We start from the raw sequence: 15,560 nt of genomic DNA on the forward strand, positions 1-15,560 counted from the left end.
ACGTGATTGAACTGAGTGCTACTCACCCTCATCAAAAAAGTTGTTAATCAAGGCTTCAACGGCATCGAGCGCTCGCCCTGCATCCGGGCCATCCGCAGAGACCTCAATGTGTTGACCTTGACAAGTTTCGAGCAGTAGCAATCCCATAACGCTGGCCGCTGATGCTTGTTTGTCACCGTGTTTGATCATCACGTTGGCATCAAAATCTTGTGCCAATGTAGCTAGTTTAGTAGCTGCTCTGGCATGTAAGCCGAGTTTATTCCTGATAAGCAGTGAGCGAATCTCTGTCATGCCTTAATGACTGTCCTTGAGGTTACGGTGACGCAGTTGCACTTCTCGTTGCGTGCGAAAGTGTTCTGCTAGCGAGTTGGCGATAAATACTGAGCGGTGGCAACCACCAGTGCAGCCAATGGCGACGGTGACATAACTACGGTCATTCTGCTGAAGTTGTGGTAACCACTTGATTAACATCGACTTGAGTTGCTCGATGAATTCACCAACTGTCGGTTGCTGATTGAAGAAGTCAATCACCGGTTGGTCATTACCACTGTATCCTCGCAGTTCTGGCTCCCAATACGGGTTGGGCAGAAAGCGCACGTCAAAGACGAAGTCAGCATCGTTGGGAATACCATGTTTAAAACCGAAGGACTCGAAGATCAGCACCATCGAGGAGCTAGGGCTGCCGGAAACACGTTCGCGCAGAGTGGCGCTGAACTGATAAATGGTCATTTCGCCGGTATCGAGAAACAAGTCTGCTTGCTCTCGAACCGGCGCTAGCAATTCAGTTTCGGCCGCAACAGCTTCGGCCAATGTGGCATGATCGCGAGTTAGTGGATGGCGCCGGCGGGTTTCGGAATAACGGCGCAGCAATGATGCATCGGCTGCATCGAGGAAAATAATCGTGGTTGGCACTGTACTGCGGATCAGGGTTAGCAATTGCTCAACTTCCTGCGAACTGTTCGGTAAGTTGCGCATGTCGAGGCTGACCGCAATTTGCTCGTGACGATTTTGCTGTTGCGTGAGCCACGGCGTGAGCAGCTCGACCGGTAAATTATCGACGCAGTAGTAACCGAGATCTTCAAGAACGCGCAGGGCGACTGACTTTCCTGAGCCAGAGCGGCCACTTACAACTGTGAGTTTCATCCTGTAAACCAATGCCAGCTAGCAAGCTTATGCGTTGATGATAACCTGATATAGGTCCTCAGAACTAGTGGCAGAGCGAAGCTGTTTGAGGGTTTCTTTGTCGGATAGTTTTTCTGCCACCATGGCCAGAGTTTTCAAGTGCAGGTTGCAGTCTTGTTCTGGTACCAGCAGACCAAACAAAATATCGATAGGACGTTTGTCGATGGCGTCAAATTCAATTGGTTTCTCCAACTGCATCAATACCGCCACTGCTTTGCTATCTGAAGGCAGTCGACCGTGGGGGATAGCGATGCCACCACCAATACCCGTTGAGCCGAGTTTCTCACGGTTTAACAAGCGCTCGAAGATGTCTTGTTCAGTCAATTCGGGTAGCTGTTTGGCTGCGACTTGACTAAAAATTTCGAGGGCGCGTTTTTTGCTGGTGCAGGGGACTGCACTTAATGTGCAGTCCGCGCTGAGGATGTTGCCAATATTCATTGTCAATAGAGTTGATTAGTGCTTCTGCAGCTTTTCCTTGTGCTTGATGACTTGCCGATCCAGCTTGTCGACCAAAGCATCAATAGCGGCATACATATTATCTTGCTCGGCGGTAGCGACTAAATCACCACCCGAGACGTGAACGGTTGCTTCTGCAATATGACGGAGCTTTTCTACTTTCAATACCACATGGGCATTAGTGATGTTATCGAATCGTCTTTCAAGTTTGCCTAGTTTATCAGTCACATAATCACGAAGGGCAGACGTTACTTCAACATGATGACCGGTTAAGTTTAATTGCATAGGCATAGTTCCTTCATCAGTGCGCTGTTTTACAACAGGCTTTTTCGTTGATTGGACGGTGGAATGTTGAGCGCTTCACGATATTTGGCAATCGTGCGGCGAGCGACATTAATTCCCTGGTCCGATAACAGCTCGGCCATCTTGCTATCGCTCAATGGCTTGGCCGGATTCTCTGCAGCAACCAGCTTTTTAATCAGAGCGCGAATGGCTGTCGATGAACACTCACCGCCGCCTTCAGTACTGACATGGCTGGAGAAAAAGTACTTCAATTCGAATATGCCACGCGGTGTATGCATGTATTTTTGCGTGGTCACACGGGAAATGGTTGATTCATGCATGCCAACTTCTTCGGCGACATCATTGAGCACCATGGGCTTCATGGCTTCGTCGCCAAGCTCAAAGAAGTCATATTGGCGCCGTAAAATACAGTTGGCCACTTTCATTAGGGTTTCATTGCGGCTTTCTAAGCTCTTAATGAACCACTTGGCTTCTTGCATGTGGGAGCGAATAAACTGGCTATCCGAGGTATTACGAGCACTGCGCGACATCGCGGCGTATTGCTGGTTTACCCGGATTTTGGGCACTGAGTCTGGGTTGAGCTCGACTTGCCAGACGCCATTTTTCTTATGCACTGAAACGTCTGGAATGACGTATTGGTCGTCTTCTTTAACAATGGCGCTGCCTGGGCGAGGATTGAGGCTTTGGATCAATCGCATCACTTCACGCAGCTGATCTTCCTTTAAGCGAGCGCGGCGCATCAACGTGCGATAGTCACGGTTGGCTAATAAGTCCATGTGGTTGGCAACCACAGTCAAGGCTTCTTTCAACCAAGGTGTGTCGGGTTCAAACTGCTTGAGCTGAATCGTCAGACATTCGGCAATAGAGCGAGAGCCTGCACCGATGGGATCAAACAATTGTACTCGTTTCAGTACCGCTTCAACTTCATCCAGCTCAAGCTCATCGTTTCCTTGGCTTTCGAGCACATCCTCGGCACTAAGGCTGAGATAACCGGCGTCATCAATACCATCGATAATTGTCATGGCAATGGCACGATCAACATCGCTCATCGGCGTCAAATCAAGTTGCCAGCGCAAATGGTCTTGCAACGAGTCGGTGGTTTCACCCTGAAAGCTAGTGTCATCATCATCGCGAGCTACGGCAGATGACACCGGGGCGGCAGAGACGACTTCATCCCAAGTGGTATCGATGGGCATGTCATCACTGATGGATTCTTGTTGCAGCGCTTCGGAGGTATCGACAGCACTGCTGTCCGCCTCAAGCTGGTTATCCGCTGCTTCGGCAGATTCATTACTGCTGTTATCTTCTTCGGCCTGCTCTAGCAATGGGTTGGCATCGAGCGCTTCTTGAATTTCTTGTTGTAAATCAAGCGTAGACAATTGCAATAGGCGGATTGCCTGTTGCAATTGTGGGGTCATGGTCAGCTGTTGGCCAAATTTGAGCTGAAGCGATGGCTTCATCTAATCTCCGACTGTGTTGCTGTTGGGGCAGGATGAAAAATAATCACCTCTGCCTGATTCTTGCATGTCATTACTATAGCTGGAATTGCTCGCCCAAGTACACATCTCGAACTTGCTGATTTGCGAGTACTTGATCTGGCGTCCCAGAAGCAATTAATTCTCCATGAGAAACAATATATGCGTGCTCACATACGGACAGTGTCTCACGGACGTTGTGGTCAGTAATCAATATGCCTAACCCTCTGGCTTTTAAGTGTTCAATGATTTTTTTAATATCAGACACTGAAATTGGGTCAACGCCAGCGAAGGGTTCATCAAGCAAAATAAACTTGGGTTCGGCGGCTAAAGCTCGGGCGATCTCTACGCGTCGACGCTCACCACCAGACAATGCCATACCTTTGCTTTTAGCGATATGGCCAATATTAAATTCTTCCAGTAAATCGTCGTGGATCTGGTCGCGTTCGGCACTGGTCAGCGTTTTGCGCGTCTCCAAGATCGCCATAATGTTATCGCTGACCGACAACTTGCGGAAAATCGATGACTCTTGCGGTAGGTAGCCAATGCCTTTGCGGGCTCGTTCGTGCATCGGCGCATGCGAGATGTCCTCGCCATTGAGCGAGATATTGCCGCCTTCGGATTGCACTAAACCAACCACCATGTAAAACGTGGTTGTTTTACCTGCACCGTTGGGCCCCAATAAACCAACAATCTGGCCAGGCTCAACGCGCAATGATACGTCTCGAACGACTTGCCGCCCTTTGTACGATTTTGCCAGTTGATTCGCTTCTAAAACATCCACGTCTCAGTTGCCTTCTTGTTCTGCTTTAACTGCTTTGGGTTTTTCATCAAGCTGTTGTTTGACTTGCTCTGGAATAAAGATAGTCGTTACCCGCTTGTTACCATCCGCGTTGCCATCGGCTTCAAGCAATTGCTTGTCGAGGTTGTAGCGAATGCGGTCACCTTTTACCAAGCTATCTTCTTGCATTACCTGAGCATTGCCAGTCAGCAGCAAAATGCGTGAGTTGAGCTCGTAGCGCATTTTATCAGCCTGAGCATCCATCACTTTGCCGTTGTCCAGTACTTGACTGTAGCGAACCGGAGCGCCATCGGCGACCAATACTTGTTGGCCCTCTTCATTGGCATTCAAAATAGTCAGGTTGTCGGCAAATATTTGCATGGTGCCCTGAGCCACCTTGACATCGCCGGTGTACTTCAACACGTTTGCTTTGATATCAAAGGCATTTTGTTCCGCTGAGATTTCAACTTTTTCGTCAAAGTCTCGTTGAATCGCCATGCTCGATTGGCAGCATAGCAGCATTAGCAAAGCGCTAATTCGCAGGGTTGTTTTCATAGACGGATTCCACTTGTTGCAGCACCTGGATGTATTCGGCATTCAAGTCTGCCTTCAGGCCAAGCCCTTTCATCAATAGCCCAGGGCCTGTTGCTGTCACACTTTCGTCAGTATGCATCTGATTGGATTCGATTTCGAGTACCAGAAACGGCGTTGTCATCGTTTGAATCTGGCTTGTCGGGTCTTTCGCGCGGATGGTGACACTGCCGCGCAATTGCAATTGTTGCTGGTTGGGGTAGTGACTGCCCTCTGAGGCCGAGACATGCCAGGTCGGTTGTTTCTCGGTGTTTTTGTCGAAAATGGTGACTTCCGGTTTGGCAAAAATAGTCATCGCCAGATCGGGATAGGATTCCATCGATTCAGCAAATACCGTACTTTCCAGCCGACCATTGCTGTCGTAGTTGCGATTGAACAGCTTATGAGCCACGTAGTCTGGTTCGTAGCTACCCCAAATATTACTTTGTTGCACTGGCTCCTCACCACTATCCATGACGGCATTGAACATCAATGCTGCCACCAGCAATAACACTGAGATAATGGTCAGTCGATTCATATACTGCGGCCCATGGTGGTATTGAAGCTACCTTGTACTTCCATAATGGTGTCGCAGACTTCTCTTACCGCCCCTGCGCCGCCAACAGTTTGTGTTACCCAACTGGCTTGTTGGCGCAGCCAAGGGTGGCCATCGGCGACCGATATGCCAACTAGGCAACGACTCATCACCGGCCAGTCAATCAAGTCATCGCCGACATAAGCACATTGCTCGGCGGTGAAGCCACTGCGCTGCAATATGTCTTCAAAAGCGGTGACTTTGTCATCGCAACCTTGGTAGAGCCATTCAATGCCCAAAGCCGTCATGCGCTGCTCAACAATGTTTGACTGGCGACCAGTGATAACCGCAAGGGCCACGCCTGTTGCTTGCAATGCCTTGACACCATAACCATCGCGAGTGTGAAAAGTTTTTAACTCTTCACCATCATTGCCCATGTAAATACGGCCATCTGAAAACACGCCATCAACGTCGCAAATGAGCAAGCGTATCTGCTTCAGCTGAGAAGCGAGTGTGTCAGAAATTGAGCCGTATAGCGTTTCAACAGGCATTACAAAACCCCTGCACGCAACAGGTCTTGCATGTTTAGTGCGCCAACCGGACGATTGTTGGGGTCGACAACAAATAGGCCATTGATGCGTTTATCTTCCATCAATTTCAATGCTTCGGCAGCCATCATGCCAGCTGATGCGGTGACGCCATTGACCGTCATAAACTCAGTGATCGGAGCTTGTACCTGAACATTGCCTTTATTCAACACGCGGCGTAAATCACCGTCGGTGAACAGGCCTGTCATGATGCCATCGCCATTAACAATGGCGGTCATGCCCAGTTGCTTGCGTGACATTTCCGCCAATGCGTCATTCAAACTAGCTTGCTCGGTAACGACCGGCAGAGCGTCGCCAGTGTGAATTAAGTCATCCAGTGTGAGTAGTAGACGGCGACCTAGGCTGCCGCCCGGATGCGAAAACGCAAAGTCCTCGGCACTAAAGCCCTTGGCCTTGAGTAGCGCGATAGCCAGTGCATCACCCAACACTAGGGTTGCAGTGGTGCTTGAGGTAGGAGCCAAGTTATGCGGGCAAGCTTCGCGTTCCACGACAACCTTTAAATGACAATCAGAAAACTGTGACAAGGTCGAATCGGAAGATTTCGACATGCCAATCATGCGCGCACCAATTCGTTTAATTAATGGCAGTAAATTCGTTAGCTCGTCGGTTTCTCCTGAGTAGGAAATAGCAATGATTACATCATTTGGCGTGATCATGCCGAGGTCACCATGACTCGCTTCGCCGGGGTGAACAAAAAATGCAGGCGTACCGGTCGATGCTAAAGTCGCAGCGATTTTATGGCCAATATGACCTGATTTGCCCATGCCGGTCACGACAACGCGACCCTTACATTGCAGCAGGATTTCGCAGGCTGCTTCGAATTGTTCATCTAGAGTATCAGCCAAACGGGCTACTGCCTCGGCTTCAATGGCAATCACTTGTTTTGCTGATTCAATATATTGCTGACGCATAGAGCCTCTTACTTGCTCACTTCGCTGATATACAACAGTACTTCATAGCCAACAAAGCAGGCTAACAGCAGTACGCCAAACCAGCGCGGAAGTTTACGGTGACGCTTAGCAGCATAGCTTACTGCTACTAATAAAAAGGTGATGGCGACCATGGCATACAAATCACGGCCTGCCGCAGCCTGGTCAAGCTCGGCTGGCGCAATGGTACCGGCGATGCCCAGAACCGCAAGGATATTAAACAAATTTGAGCCAACAACATTACCAATGACCATGTCATCCTCGCCTTTACGGACTGCGGCAATACTTGCGGCCAGTTCAGGTAAACTGGTACCAATGGCAAGAATGGTCAAGCCGATGACCAAATCGGAAACGCCAAATTGTTGAGCGATGTCTGAGGCTCCAGTCACCAGAATCTGCGCACTGACTGGCAATATGACTAAACCAACTATGGTCCACAATATTGCCTTTTTAGTGCTGACGTTGTCAGGTACCTCGGCAGCTTGCTCGGCAACCAAAGGATCTTCTTTGTTGGTGTCAGCCATCGCCATCCATAGCAAGCCGCCAAGTAATGCGAAGAAAGCCACCAGTAAAACAATACCCTCAAAACGCGACAATGAGCCGTTGTGAAGGACTAACCCAGCCAGCGCAGTAATGACAATCAGCAACGGGATTTCACGGCGCAATACGATCGAGCTAACCGATAGAGTCCGCAACAATAGCGTTGCGCCAAGTACTAAGCCGATGTTGGTGATATTGGAGCCCAATACATTGCCGACAGCGGTATTGGGTTGCCCCATATAGGATGCCGTTGCCGAAACCATCATTTCCGGAGCCGAAGATCCCATCGCAATAATTGTCATTCCGATGACCAGGGGCGAAATACCCACATTGCGAGCCAAGGAGGCTGAACCGAACACCAAACGGTCTGCTGACCAACCAAGTAGCGCAAGGCCAACAATCACCATGGCGGAGGCGATGAGCATAGTTAATACACCTGAGTATGAGAAAGGCGTAGATTTTGCTCGATTTATGGGGGAATTGAAAGTAGCAAAATAGTCCCCATTAAACTGTTCCGAAGGTTAGTGACGTTTAACAACGCGTTGATCCAATCAGTGGCTATCGAGAGCATCCAGTCGACATTCAGTATCGAACAGTTCGGTTGAACCGCTAAGTTTGGTTTACGATAATAAAACAGGCAGTACAGTAGACACTTTTTGACACTTTTATACGTTTTAGAAACGGTCGCTGTGAAACAATCGCAACACTTCGAACAACAGTTTGTAACGTTTTTAACTAAATTGAACGATGAGTCCCCGACGGGCTTCTGGTATAGTCGGCAGCTTCCCGCCGCTGATGCAGCAAAGAGATGGAATGATCAATAAGGATTCTGACAATCTAGTCGTTGTTGACGGTTTGACCTTCAGTCATGGTGAACGACTGATCTATGACAATATCAGTCTGTCGATTCCGCGTGGCAAAATTACCGCAATTCTCGGCCCCAGTGGGATTGGTAAAACGACCTTGCTGCGCTTGATCGGTGGTCAGCTCGAACCTGACTGCGGCCATATTTGGTTTGATGGTAACGATGTTCCGCAACTCAGCCGCAAAGAATTATTCCAGCTCAGAACTCGGATGAGCATGCTATTCCAAAGCGGCGCTTTGTTTACTGAGCTGGACGTGTTTGACAATGTTGCTTTCCCGGTCAGAGAACACACTCGGTTACCGGAATCAGTCATCCAAACTTTGGTGATGATGAAGTTAGAGCAAGTTGGTTTGCGCGGTGCTCATCACTTGATGCCATCAGAATTATCCGGCGGTATGGCGCGTCGCGTCGCGTTGGCGCGAGCGACAGTGCTTGATCCAGAATTGATCATGTACGACGAGCCATTTACTGGCCAGGATCCGATTTCCATGGGCGTGCTAGTTAGTTTGATCCGTTCGGTCAATGAAACTCTGGGCTCGACATCCGTTATCGTCAGTCATGATGTGCATGAGGTGTTGAGTATTGCTGATTACGTCTATGTGATGGCTGATAAGCGCATTATTGCTCAAGGCTCGCCAGAACAGCTGAAACAAGACCAGTCCGAACAGATTGTCCAGTTTTTACAAGGAAAGCCCGACGGGCCAGTGCCATTTCATTATCCGGCTTCCGCGTTGGATGAGCAATTGCGAGGGTTAGCAGGCAAATGATTGCGCATGCATTGCAACAAATTGGGCGCCGAACGTTTGATGTGTTGGCGACCATGGGATTTGCCGTACTGACCTACATGAAGGTGGTTTTCGGCTTTTCCCGACTATCGGTATTTTTGCCGCTGCTAGTCCGCCAAATGTATGTTGTCGGTGTGCAGTCGTTATTAATTATCTTAGTGTCCGGTCTGTTTATTGGCATGGTCATCGCGCTCCAGGGCTATCAGGTTCTCGTGAGCTATGGTGCCGAGGGAAGCTTAGGGCCGATGGTGGCTCTGAGCTTGCTGCGTGAACTCGGGCCTGTGGTAACTGCGCTGTTGTTCGCTGGCCGAGCCGGCTCGGCGCTGACCGCCGAGATTGGTTTAATGAAAGCGACTGAGCAAATCGCAAGCTTGGAAATGATGGCTATTGACCCGTTACGCCGAGTCATTGCCCCTCGATTCTGGGCAGGCCTGATTTGTATGCCAATGCTGGCGACTATCTTTACCCTAGTAGCGATATACGGAGGTAAATTGGTCGGTGTTGATTGGCTTGGACTTGATACTGGTACCTATTGGTCGTTGATGCAGGCTGCGGTTGAGTGGAAACAAGACATTGGCAGTATGCTTATAAAAAGTGTGGTGTTTGCTAATGTTGTGACTTGGATTGCGGTTTTTCGAGGCTACCATGCTGTGCCAACGTCAGCCGGTATTAGTAAAGCCACTACAGAGACGGTGGTGCAGGCATCGCTGATGGTGCTCGGACTCGATTTTGTTCTGACCGCTTTAATGTTTGGGTAAGTTTTGTATGGATAGAAAAAAACAGCTGCAACAACGCCGTATTGAAATTGCAGTGGGTTTGTTTGTGGTGTTGGCCATTGTTTCAATCGCCATTTTGTCAGTTAAAGTGGCAACGTGGGGAATTACTGGTGGTCAGAGCACTTATACTGTGTATGCCCGTTTTGACAACATCGGCGGTCTCAAGGAACGTGCGCCAATCAAAATTGGTGGCGTGGTGATTGGTCGAGTCGCGTCTATTACTTTGGAATCTCAGTACTATACGCCAGTCGTTGAACTTCGTATTAACTCCATGTATGACGAAATTGCCGAGACCTCTTCGGCATCAATTCTCACCAGTGGCCTGCTGGGAGAGCAATACGTTGGCATTACTCCGGGCTTTGTGATTGAAGATATTGCTATGCTTAAAGACGGTGACTATATCAACGATACCAAGCCAGCCTTGGTGCTTGAGGATATGATTGGTCAGTTTTTATATAACCAGAGCGACGATTAATGACTGTGTTTGTAAGAGTTTTATTGATTAGCTTTAGCTTTTTAACGCTTTCAGCTTGGGCCTCGGTGGATACCTCTGACCCTCAAGTAATGCTGAGCCAAATAGCCAATGAAACGTCGCAAAAGCTAAAACAAACCACTGCAGAACAACATACCACTGAGTTTTTGCGCAATGTGGTTGAGCAAGATCTACTGCCTCACGTGGATTACCGCTTTGCCGCGTTAAAGGTTCTGGGTGTCGAAGTTCGCCAAACCAACAAAGAGCAGCGCGCGGCATTTTCTGAAGCCTTCAAAGACTACATGGTCGGCACTTTTACGCTCTTGTTTAAGCGCTATGATCCGCAGCGTCATGTCATTGAAGTTGATCCCGTCCGCATTCCAGGTCAAGTCCCTGCGCGTTTCGTCGAGCAAGGTAAGCCTGATATTAAAGTCATTTTTTATATGCGCCAAAACAGTAAAACCGGTGAATGGAAAGTTTGGGATTTGGCTGCAGAGGGCATTAGCCAGGTAGAAACTAAGAACAAGGAATTCCGGCCTTTGTTGCGTCAGCATGGGATTGATTTTGTCACCCAGCAATTGCGAACGAAAGTTGATGGTGGCCTGAATGAAGATGAATTGGCAGGATTCGGCTCTGGTGACTGAACTGACCAAACAAGGGAATCGTTGGCTGTTAGCTGGAGCCTTTGACCGCTTTAGCTTGATGTCGGTTTGGCCACAGTTAAAGGCCCTGCCGACTGGCTCAGACATTACCTTAGATTTACAAAAGCTAGGACGCGTAGACAGCGCAGGACTTGCTGGCTTGGTGCAATTACGAATTAAAGCCGAACAACAGCAGGTGGCGTTAAACTTTGAGAATGTGCCGCAGCAGCTATGCCACATGGCCCATTTGTTTAATGTAGATGTGTTACTGGCCTTGCCCCGCCAGAACACCAGTGAAGTTGAGAATAGTTAATGAACGCCGCTGAAGTTAAAGAGTTGCTGGAGCAGGCTATCAGCCTGCAAGAGTGTCACGTTGAAGCCGAAGGTACGCATTTTAAGGTCATTGCTGTTGGTGACCTGTTTGAAGGCATGTCGCGGGTCAAGGCCCAGCAAACCATTTACCAACCTCTCTCTGAGGTGATTGCTGATGGTTCTGTCCACGCCGTCACCATCAAGACGTTCACTCCCGAGAAGTGGCAGCGCGAGCGCAAGCTCATGATGCTGTAACTGAGGGGGCGTCATGCAAAAATTAGAAGTTTTAAGCTCTGGCCCATTGGCTGGAGACGTTCGCATTTCTGGTGCAAAAAATGCGGCGTTGCCCATTTTGTTTGCCAGCCTGCTATGCCCTGAGCCAGTTACCATTCGTAATGTTCCCCGATTACAAGACATTGCTACAACCATAAAGCTGCTCAATGGTTTTGGCGCTGATGTTGAGCATCATGATGATGTCGTCACCGTCAACTTGCCGACCATCGCCAGCCACGTTGCCCCCTACGAGCTAGTGCGAACCATGCGAGCCAGTATTCTGGCGTTGGGCCCGATGCTGGCGCGGCAGGGCGAAGCAAAAGTATCGCTGCCTGGTGGTTGTGCTATCGGAGCTCGGCCGGTCAATTTGCACTTGCACGGTCTTGAGCAAATGGGTGCCGACATCTCCGTCACCGAAGGGTATATCAATGCCAAAGTGGATGGTCGACTGAAGGGCACCACGATCGTCATGGATATGGTCAGCGTGACGGGCACTGAAAATTTGATGGCCGCGGCGGTTCTTGCTGAGGGCACCACAATTATCGAAAACGCAGCGCGTGAACCCGAAGTGGTTGATCTGGCATTATTCCTTAATGCTCTTGGTGCCAAAATTTCTGGTGCGGGCACCGATCATCTTGTCATTGAAGGCGTCGAGGCTTTACATGGCGGCGAATATCAGGTTCAGCCTGATCGCATTGAAACCGGCACGTTTTTGGTCGCTGCGGCGGTCACTGGTGGCAAGGTTCGCTGTACACATACCGATCCGCGGTTGTTAGAAGCTGTGCTAGCAAAGCTAAAAGAAGCCGGTGCCGCCATCGACTTTGGTGATGACTGGATTGAGATTGACCAGCGTGATCGGCCATTGACCTCGGTGGATATCACTACTGCGCCGTATCCAGCATTTCCAACCGACATGCAAGCCCAGTTTACCGTGCTGAATGCGGTTGCTGAGGGGGCTGCAACCATCACTGAGAATATCTTTGAAAATCGCTTCATGCATGTGCCTGAGCTGCAACGTATGGGTGCTAGCATTGAACTCAAGGGTAATACCGCCTTTTGTAAAGGCAGTGCCGAGTTGTCTGGTGCCACCGTGATGGCGACCGACCTGCGAGCTTCGGCTTGTTTAGTGATCGCCGGTCTCGTGGCAGCAGGCAAAACCAAAGTGGATCGGATCTATCACTTAGACCGTGGCTATGAGCACATTGAGGATAAACTTCAAGGCTTAGGGGCTACCGTTCGTCGCATCAATGAATCAATGTAATTGACCAATGCAATGCAGCCGAGTGATGAGATAGCCACCAAAATCAGTCAAATGACTACTTTGACTGAGTTGATGAGCTACTTTGATATCGGCTGTGATAGCCAGTTCCTCAATGACTACGGCGAGATACTCAAGAAACGGTTTTGGGGAAATGTCTTGATAGCCAAACCGGACAACTGGTTTGGCTACCGCCGAGCACTCAAATCTGCTTATTGTAAAATTCAGCGAAACCGCCAAAACAGTCGCTCTGAAACACGCCGGGCGTGCACTGGTTGCACGAGCTGCGAACGTCGGTAGAGCTGGATTTACTCTCAGAATCAGCCAATCAATTGGTTACCTAATCATTGCCAGTACGCTCGTAGCTCACGTTTAACGCCGCCCAATAGTAAAGTCCCCACCCGGTTTTTCCCTCCTCGAGTAGTCGGTACATTGTTGGCATGCAACTCCAAGTCCTTGTAATGGGCCGTGTTGCTGGTTGCATGAAGCTTAGTACAGGTTGCTATTCGCCGATCGTGATCATGGAACAATCTATCATGCAAGATACGTCATATGTTTATATTGATAATATGGATTGTGAGTGTTACTAATGACTGATTGATTTGCTCAGAGTATTCGTTATGTCCTTGTTCTATAAGCCTGCTCATCGGTTGTTAGCCGTTGGTCTCGGAGCGACAGTGTTGATCGCTTGTCAATCAACCTCATCGGATTCAGCGCATCTTGCTGAAATTCAGTTCTCTGAAGCGGGCACTGACATCATGCCACTCGAACAGCGTTCGAGACGCAAGTGGGACAACGCCTTGGTGGCAGACCTGGATCGTGATGGCAAGCTCGACATCATCACGACTGACCATGCGTATCGTGCCAATATATTCTGGAATGAAGGGGGCTACTTTTCTGGACCTCAGTTATTAATTGGCGGCGATACTCACGGTGTTGCTGCTGCTGATTATGACCTCGACGGCAAAGTTGAGATTGTGGTATCGCAGGGCGGCGGCGCAGGGACGAATCCAAGGTTCCCTGTTGGCTTTGAGGTAAACCCGGATCGAACCCTGAGTAAACGAGTGGTATTTGAGCATTTTGAGCGCAGTCGTGGCCGGGCAGTCAAGCTAGTCGACACAGATAATGACGGCATGCTGAATATGATCACCTCGGCATTTCCGTTGAAATCACAACCTGATGGCGCCAATTTTCATTATCGCCAGGAAAGCCTGCGTCAGTTTGAGTTCATTGAGCGGCTGCCATTTGCTCAGTGGTTGGGTTACAAAGTACTGGTCACTGATTACAACAATGATAATGACGCCGATGTGGTGTTCTATGGTGGTGCCGACATGGTTCTCATCCAAGGTGGTGAGGGCTCTGATTTTACTAACGTCAGCAAAGGTGTCTTGGGTGACCTTGCCAATACTCATGATGTCAGCAGTATCGCGGAAATTGATTTTGACAATGACGGTGATTTTGACTGGCTATTGACCCGCGCCAAACACCAGTTCAAAGGGCAAAGCTATTACGACAGCGAACATCAGCGCTTTGCTTTTTTCAGCCGCTTTAAGCCGTTAGTGCTCGATGACTTGCGCATTGAAGGCGATTTCAAGCTGGAGAATTTGCAGATGGCGTTTCCAACGTTTGAGGTATTTGTTGGCGCCAGCAAACAACCGCTCAGCTTTGATGTCGATCGCCATGGCCACAAGAATTTCTCCCTAACCCCAGAGCAGGCCGCTGGTTGGCCGACGGATACCGAACAAAAAGGCCTGTACATTGGTTACATCGGTGACGATGTTTGGCGCGTGTTTGCCAATACCAAGTCTCCAACAGCGGCGGTCATTCATCATGTCGTCTCCACTCCGAAAACCACAGATGAAGAACTTATTCCGGTGCGGTTGTTGGAAAATCGCGATGGTCAATTTGTCGATGTCACCGAAGCGATGGCAATTGATGTCGCTGAGCAGACTGCCAGTTCGGCGGTTGGTGATTTCGACAATGATGGTTGGAGCGACATTTTTATTGTGCGCTACGGCAACATGGCGACGGAAACCAAACAGATTATTTACCACAATCAACAGGGTAAAGGATTCAAACGCATTGAAGGGCATGGTGTGATATCGACAGAGCTTGGTGCCACCGGCAGCGGTGCGGAAGTGTTTGACTATGATGCCGATGGTGACTTGGATTTGTTTTATGCTAACGAACGAGGCCGCTGGCATTTGTTTACTAATAATGCCACCAGTAACGGCAATTCATATCTGATCGTTGAAGTAGCCAACGCGCCAAGTGGTAAAGCTGGGCCAATGGGCGCAGTGATGACTTTTGACGCCTGCGGTATGACTTACCGTCGCGTCGTCGGGCAAACCTCAGCGGCATTTTCCCACAACAACATCAATCAATTACATGTTGGTTTGGGTAGTTGCCAGGAATTTACCGATGGGCTGGTGACTTGGTCAAATGGCGAGAGTCAGTCATTTACCATCAATGGCGCCAATCAACGTTTAGTTGTTGGCAAGCGCTAACTGCTGACGGCTACAGTTAGAGACCCTGCAATCTTCGATCGCAGTCGACGAATTTGTTTGAAATTTGGAGGGGAAAAGAGGCTCTGAGGAGCTTGTTCCTGGAGCCTGTAAAGGGATGTTTCTGCGATGTCTTCGCAGAGGGCAAATTATTTGGCGCTAACTCTTTTGATCGAGAACTAAGTAGTTGTATCGCTCATTTGGCATGTTGCAGAAGCTATGTCGCTCCTCTTTTCTTACTCCTAAAGATTCAAAAGAAAAATCAATCGTGTCCATAGTGATGTTGTTCACTCCA

General features: G+C 49.2%; 19 protein-coding genes. 8 read left to right on the forward strand and 11 right to left on the reverse strand.

Annotated features, from left to right (window positions below; all coding sequences use genetic code 11):
* Positions 1-18 precede the first annotated feature (18 nt).
* From CBE68_RS11675 to CBE68_RS11725, 11 genes are all read right to left on the reverse strand, one after another.
* Positions 19-291: an HPr family phosphocarrier protein gene (locus tag CBE68_RS11675; protein WP_087506271.1), complete on the reverse strand. Its 273-nt coding sequence runs from the start codon at positions 289-291 to the stop codon at positions 19-21.
* A gap of 3 nt (positions 292-294) precedes the next feature.
* The gene (gene rapZ / locus CBE68_RS11680) at positions 295-1,143 is read right to left on the reverse strand and encodes an RNase adapter RapZ (protein ID WP_087506272.1); all 849 of its coding nucleotides are present in this window, start codon (positions 1,141-1,143) and stop codon (positions 295-297) included.
* Between the two features lie 27 nt (positions 1,144-1,170).
* Positions 1,171-1,620 (reverse strand): PTS IIA-like nitrogen regulatory protein PtsN, encoded by a 450-nt coding sequence (gene ptsN, locus CBE68_RS11685; RefSeq protein WP_087506273.1) that lies wholly within the window; start codon positions 1,618-1,620, stop codon positions 1,171-1,173.
* A gap of 15 nt (positions 1,621-1,635) precedes the next feature.
* Entirely contained in the window at positions 1,636-1,923 is a 288-nt protein-coding gene (gene hpf / locus CBE68_RS11690; protein WP_087506274.1) for a ribosome hibernation promoting factor, read from the reverse strand.
* 29 nt (positions 1,924-1,952) lie between these two features.
* Positions 1,953-3,401 carry an RNA polymerase factor sigma-54 gene (locus CBE68_RS11695; RefSeq protein WP_087506275.1) on the reverse strand — a complete coding sequence of 483 codons (1,449 nt, stop codon included), beginning with the start codon at positions 3,399-3,401 and terminating at the stop codon, positions 1,953-1,955.
* 73 nt (positions 3,402-3,474) lie between these two features.
* Positions 3,475-4,200 (reverse strand): LPS export ABC transporter ATP-binding protein, encoded by a 726-nt coding sequence (gene lptB / locus CBE68_RS11700; protein WP_087506276.1) that lies wholly within the window; start codon positions 4,198-4,200, stop codon positions 3,475-3,477.
* A gap of 3 nt (positions 4,201-4,203) precedes the next feature.
* Positions 4,204-4,752, reverse strand: a complete 549-nt coding sequence (gene lptA, locus CBE68_RS11705) for a lipopolysaccharide transport periplasmic protein LptA (protein WP_158100590.1) — start codon at positions 4,750-4,752, stop codon at positions 4,204-4,206.
* A complete protein-coding gene (gene lptC, locus CBE68_RS11710; protein WP_087506278.1) occupies positions 4,730-5,305 on the reverse strand; it encodes an LPS export ABC transporter periplasmic protein LptC in 576 nt (191 codons plus the stop codon). The genes lptA and lptC overlap by 23 nt, the downstream gene beginning before the upstream one ends.
* Positions 5,302-5,853, reverse strand: coding sequence for a 3-deoxy-manno-octulosonate-8-phosphatase KdsC (kdsC, locus tag CBE68_RS11715; RefSeq protein WP_087506279.1), 552 nt, complete (start codon positions 5,851-5,853; stop codon positions 5,302-5,304). Before kdsC ends, lptC begins: the two co-directional genes overlap by 4 nt.
* Positions 5,853-6,821, reverse strand: coding sequence for a KpsF/GutQ family sugar-phosphate isomerase (locus CBE68_RS11720; RefSeq protein WP_087506280.1), 969 nt, complete (start codon positions 6,819-6,821; stop codon positions 5,853-5,855). The genes kdsC and CBE68_RS11720 overlap by 1 nt, the downstream gene beginning before the upstream one ends.
* A gap of 8 nt (positions 6,822-6,829) precedes the next feature.
* Positions 6,830-7,804: a calcium/sodium antiporter gene (locus CBE68_RS11725; protein ID WP_087506281.1), complete on the reverse strand. Its 975-nt coding sequence runs from the start codon at positions 7,802-7,804 to the stop codon at positions 6,830-6,832.
* Between the two features lie 388 nt (positions 7,805-8,192).
* Here CBE68_RS11725 and CBE68_RS11730 point away from each other — a divergent pair, with 388 nt between their 5' ends.
* From CBE68_RS11730 to CBE68_RS11770, 8 genes are all read left to right on the forward strand, one after another.
* Positions 8,193-9,011: an ATP-binding cassette domain-containing protein gene (locus CBE68_RS11730; RefSeq protein ID WP_087506318.1), complete on the forward strand. Its 819-nt coding sequence runs from the start codon at positions 8,193-8,195 to the stop codon at positions 9,009-9,011.
* Entirely contained in the window at positions 9,008-9,787 is a 780-nt protein-coding gene (mlaE, locus tag CBE68_RS11735) for a lipid asymmetry maintenance ABC transporter permease subunit MlaE (RefSeq protein WP_087506282.1), read from the forward strand. The genes CBE68_RS11730 and mlaE overlap by 4 nt, the downstream gene beginning before the upstream one ends.
* Before the next feature lie 7 nt (positions 9,788-9,794).
* Positions 9,795-10,280, forward strand: coding sequence for an outer membrane lipid asymmetry maintenance protein MlaD (gene mlaD / locus CBE68_RS11740; protein WP_371870506.1), 486 nt, complete (start codon positions 9,795-9,797; stop codon positions 10,278-10,280).
* Positions 10,280-10,921: an MlaC/ttg2D family ABC transporter substrate-binding protein gene (locus tag CBE68_RS11745; protein WP_087506283.1), complete on the forward strand. Its 642-nt coding sequence runs from the start codon at positions 10,280-10,282 to the stop codon at positions 10,919-10,921. The genes mlaD and CBE68_RS11745 overlap by 1 nt, the downstream gene beginning before the upstream one ends.
* A complete protein-coding gene (locus CBE68_RS11750; RefSeq protein WP_087506284.1) occupies positions 10,884-11,231 on the forward strand; it encodes an STAS domain-containing protein in 348 nt (115 codons plus the stop codon). The genes CBE68_RS11745 and CBE68_RS11750 overlap by 38 nt, the downstream gene beginning before the upstream one ends.
* Positions 11,231-11,485, forward strand: a complete 255-nt coding sequence (locus CBE68_RS11755) for a BolA family protein (RefSeq protein ID WP_087506285.1) — start codon at positions 11,231-11,233, stop codon at positions 11,483-11,485. The genes CBE68_RS11750 and CBE68_RS11755 overlap by 1 nt, the downstream gene beginning before the upstream one ends.
* Positions 11,486-11,498: 13 nt before the next feature.
* The gene (gene murA / locus CBE68_RS11760) at positions 11,499-12,764 is read left to right on the forward strand and encodes a UDP-N-acetylglucosamine 1-carboxyvinyltransferase (protein WP_087506286.1); all 1,266 of its coding nucleotides are present in this window, start codon (positions 11,499-11,501) and stop codon (positions 12,762-12,764) included.
* 617 nt (positions 12,765-13,381) lie between these two features.
* Positions 13,382-15,268 carry a CRTAC1 family protein gene (locus CBE68_RS11770; RefSeq protein ID WP_087506288.1) on the forward strand — a complete coding sequence of 629 codons (1,887 nt, stop codon included), beginning with the start codon at positions 13,382-13,384 and terminating at the stop codon, positions 15,266-15,268.
* Positions 15,269-15,560: the final 292 nt, after the last annotated feature.

The sequence above is a fragment of the Neiella marina genome (genome assembly GCF_002165625.1).
Lineage (GTDB): Bacteria > Pseudomonadota > Gammaproteobacteria > Enterobacterales > Neiellaceae > Neiella > Neiella marina.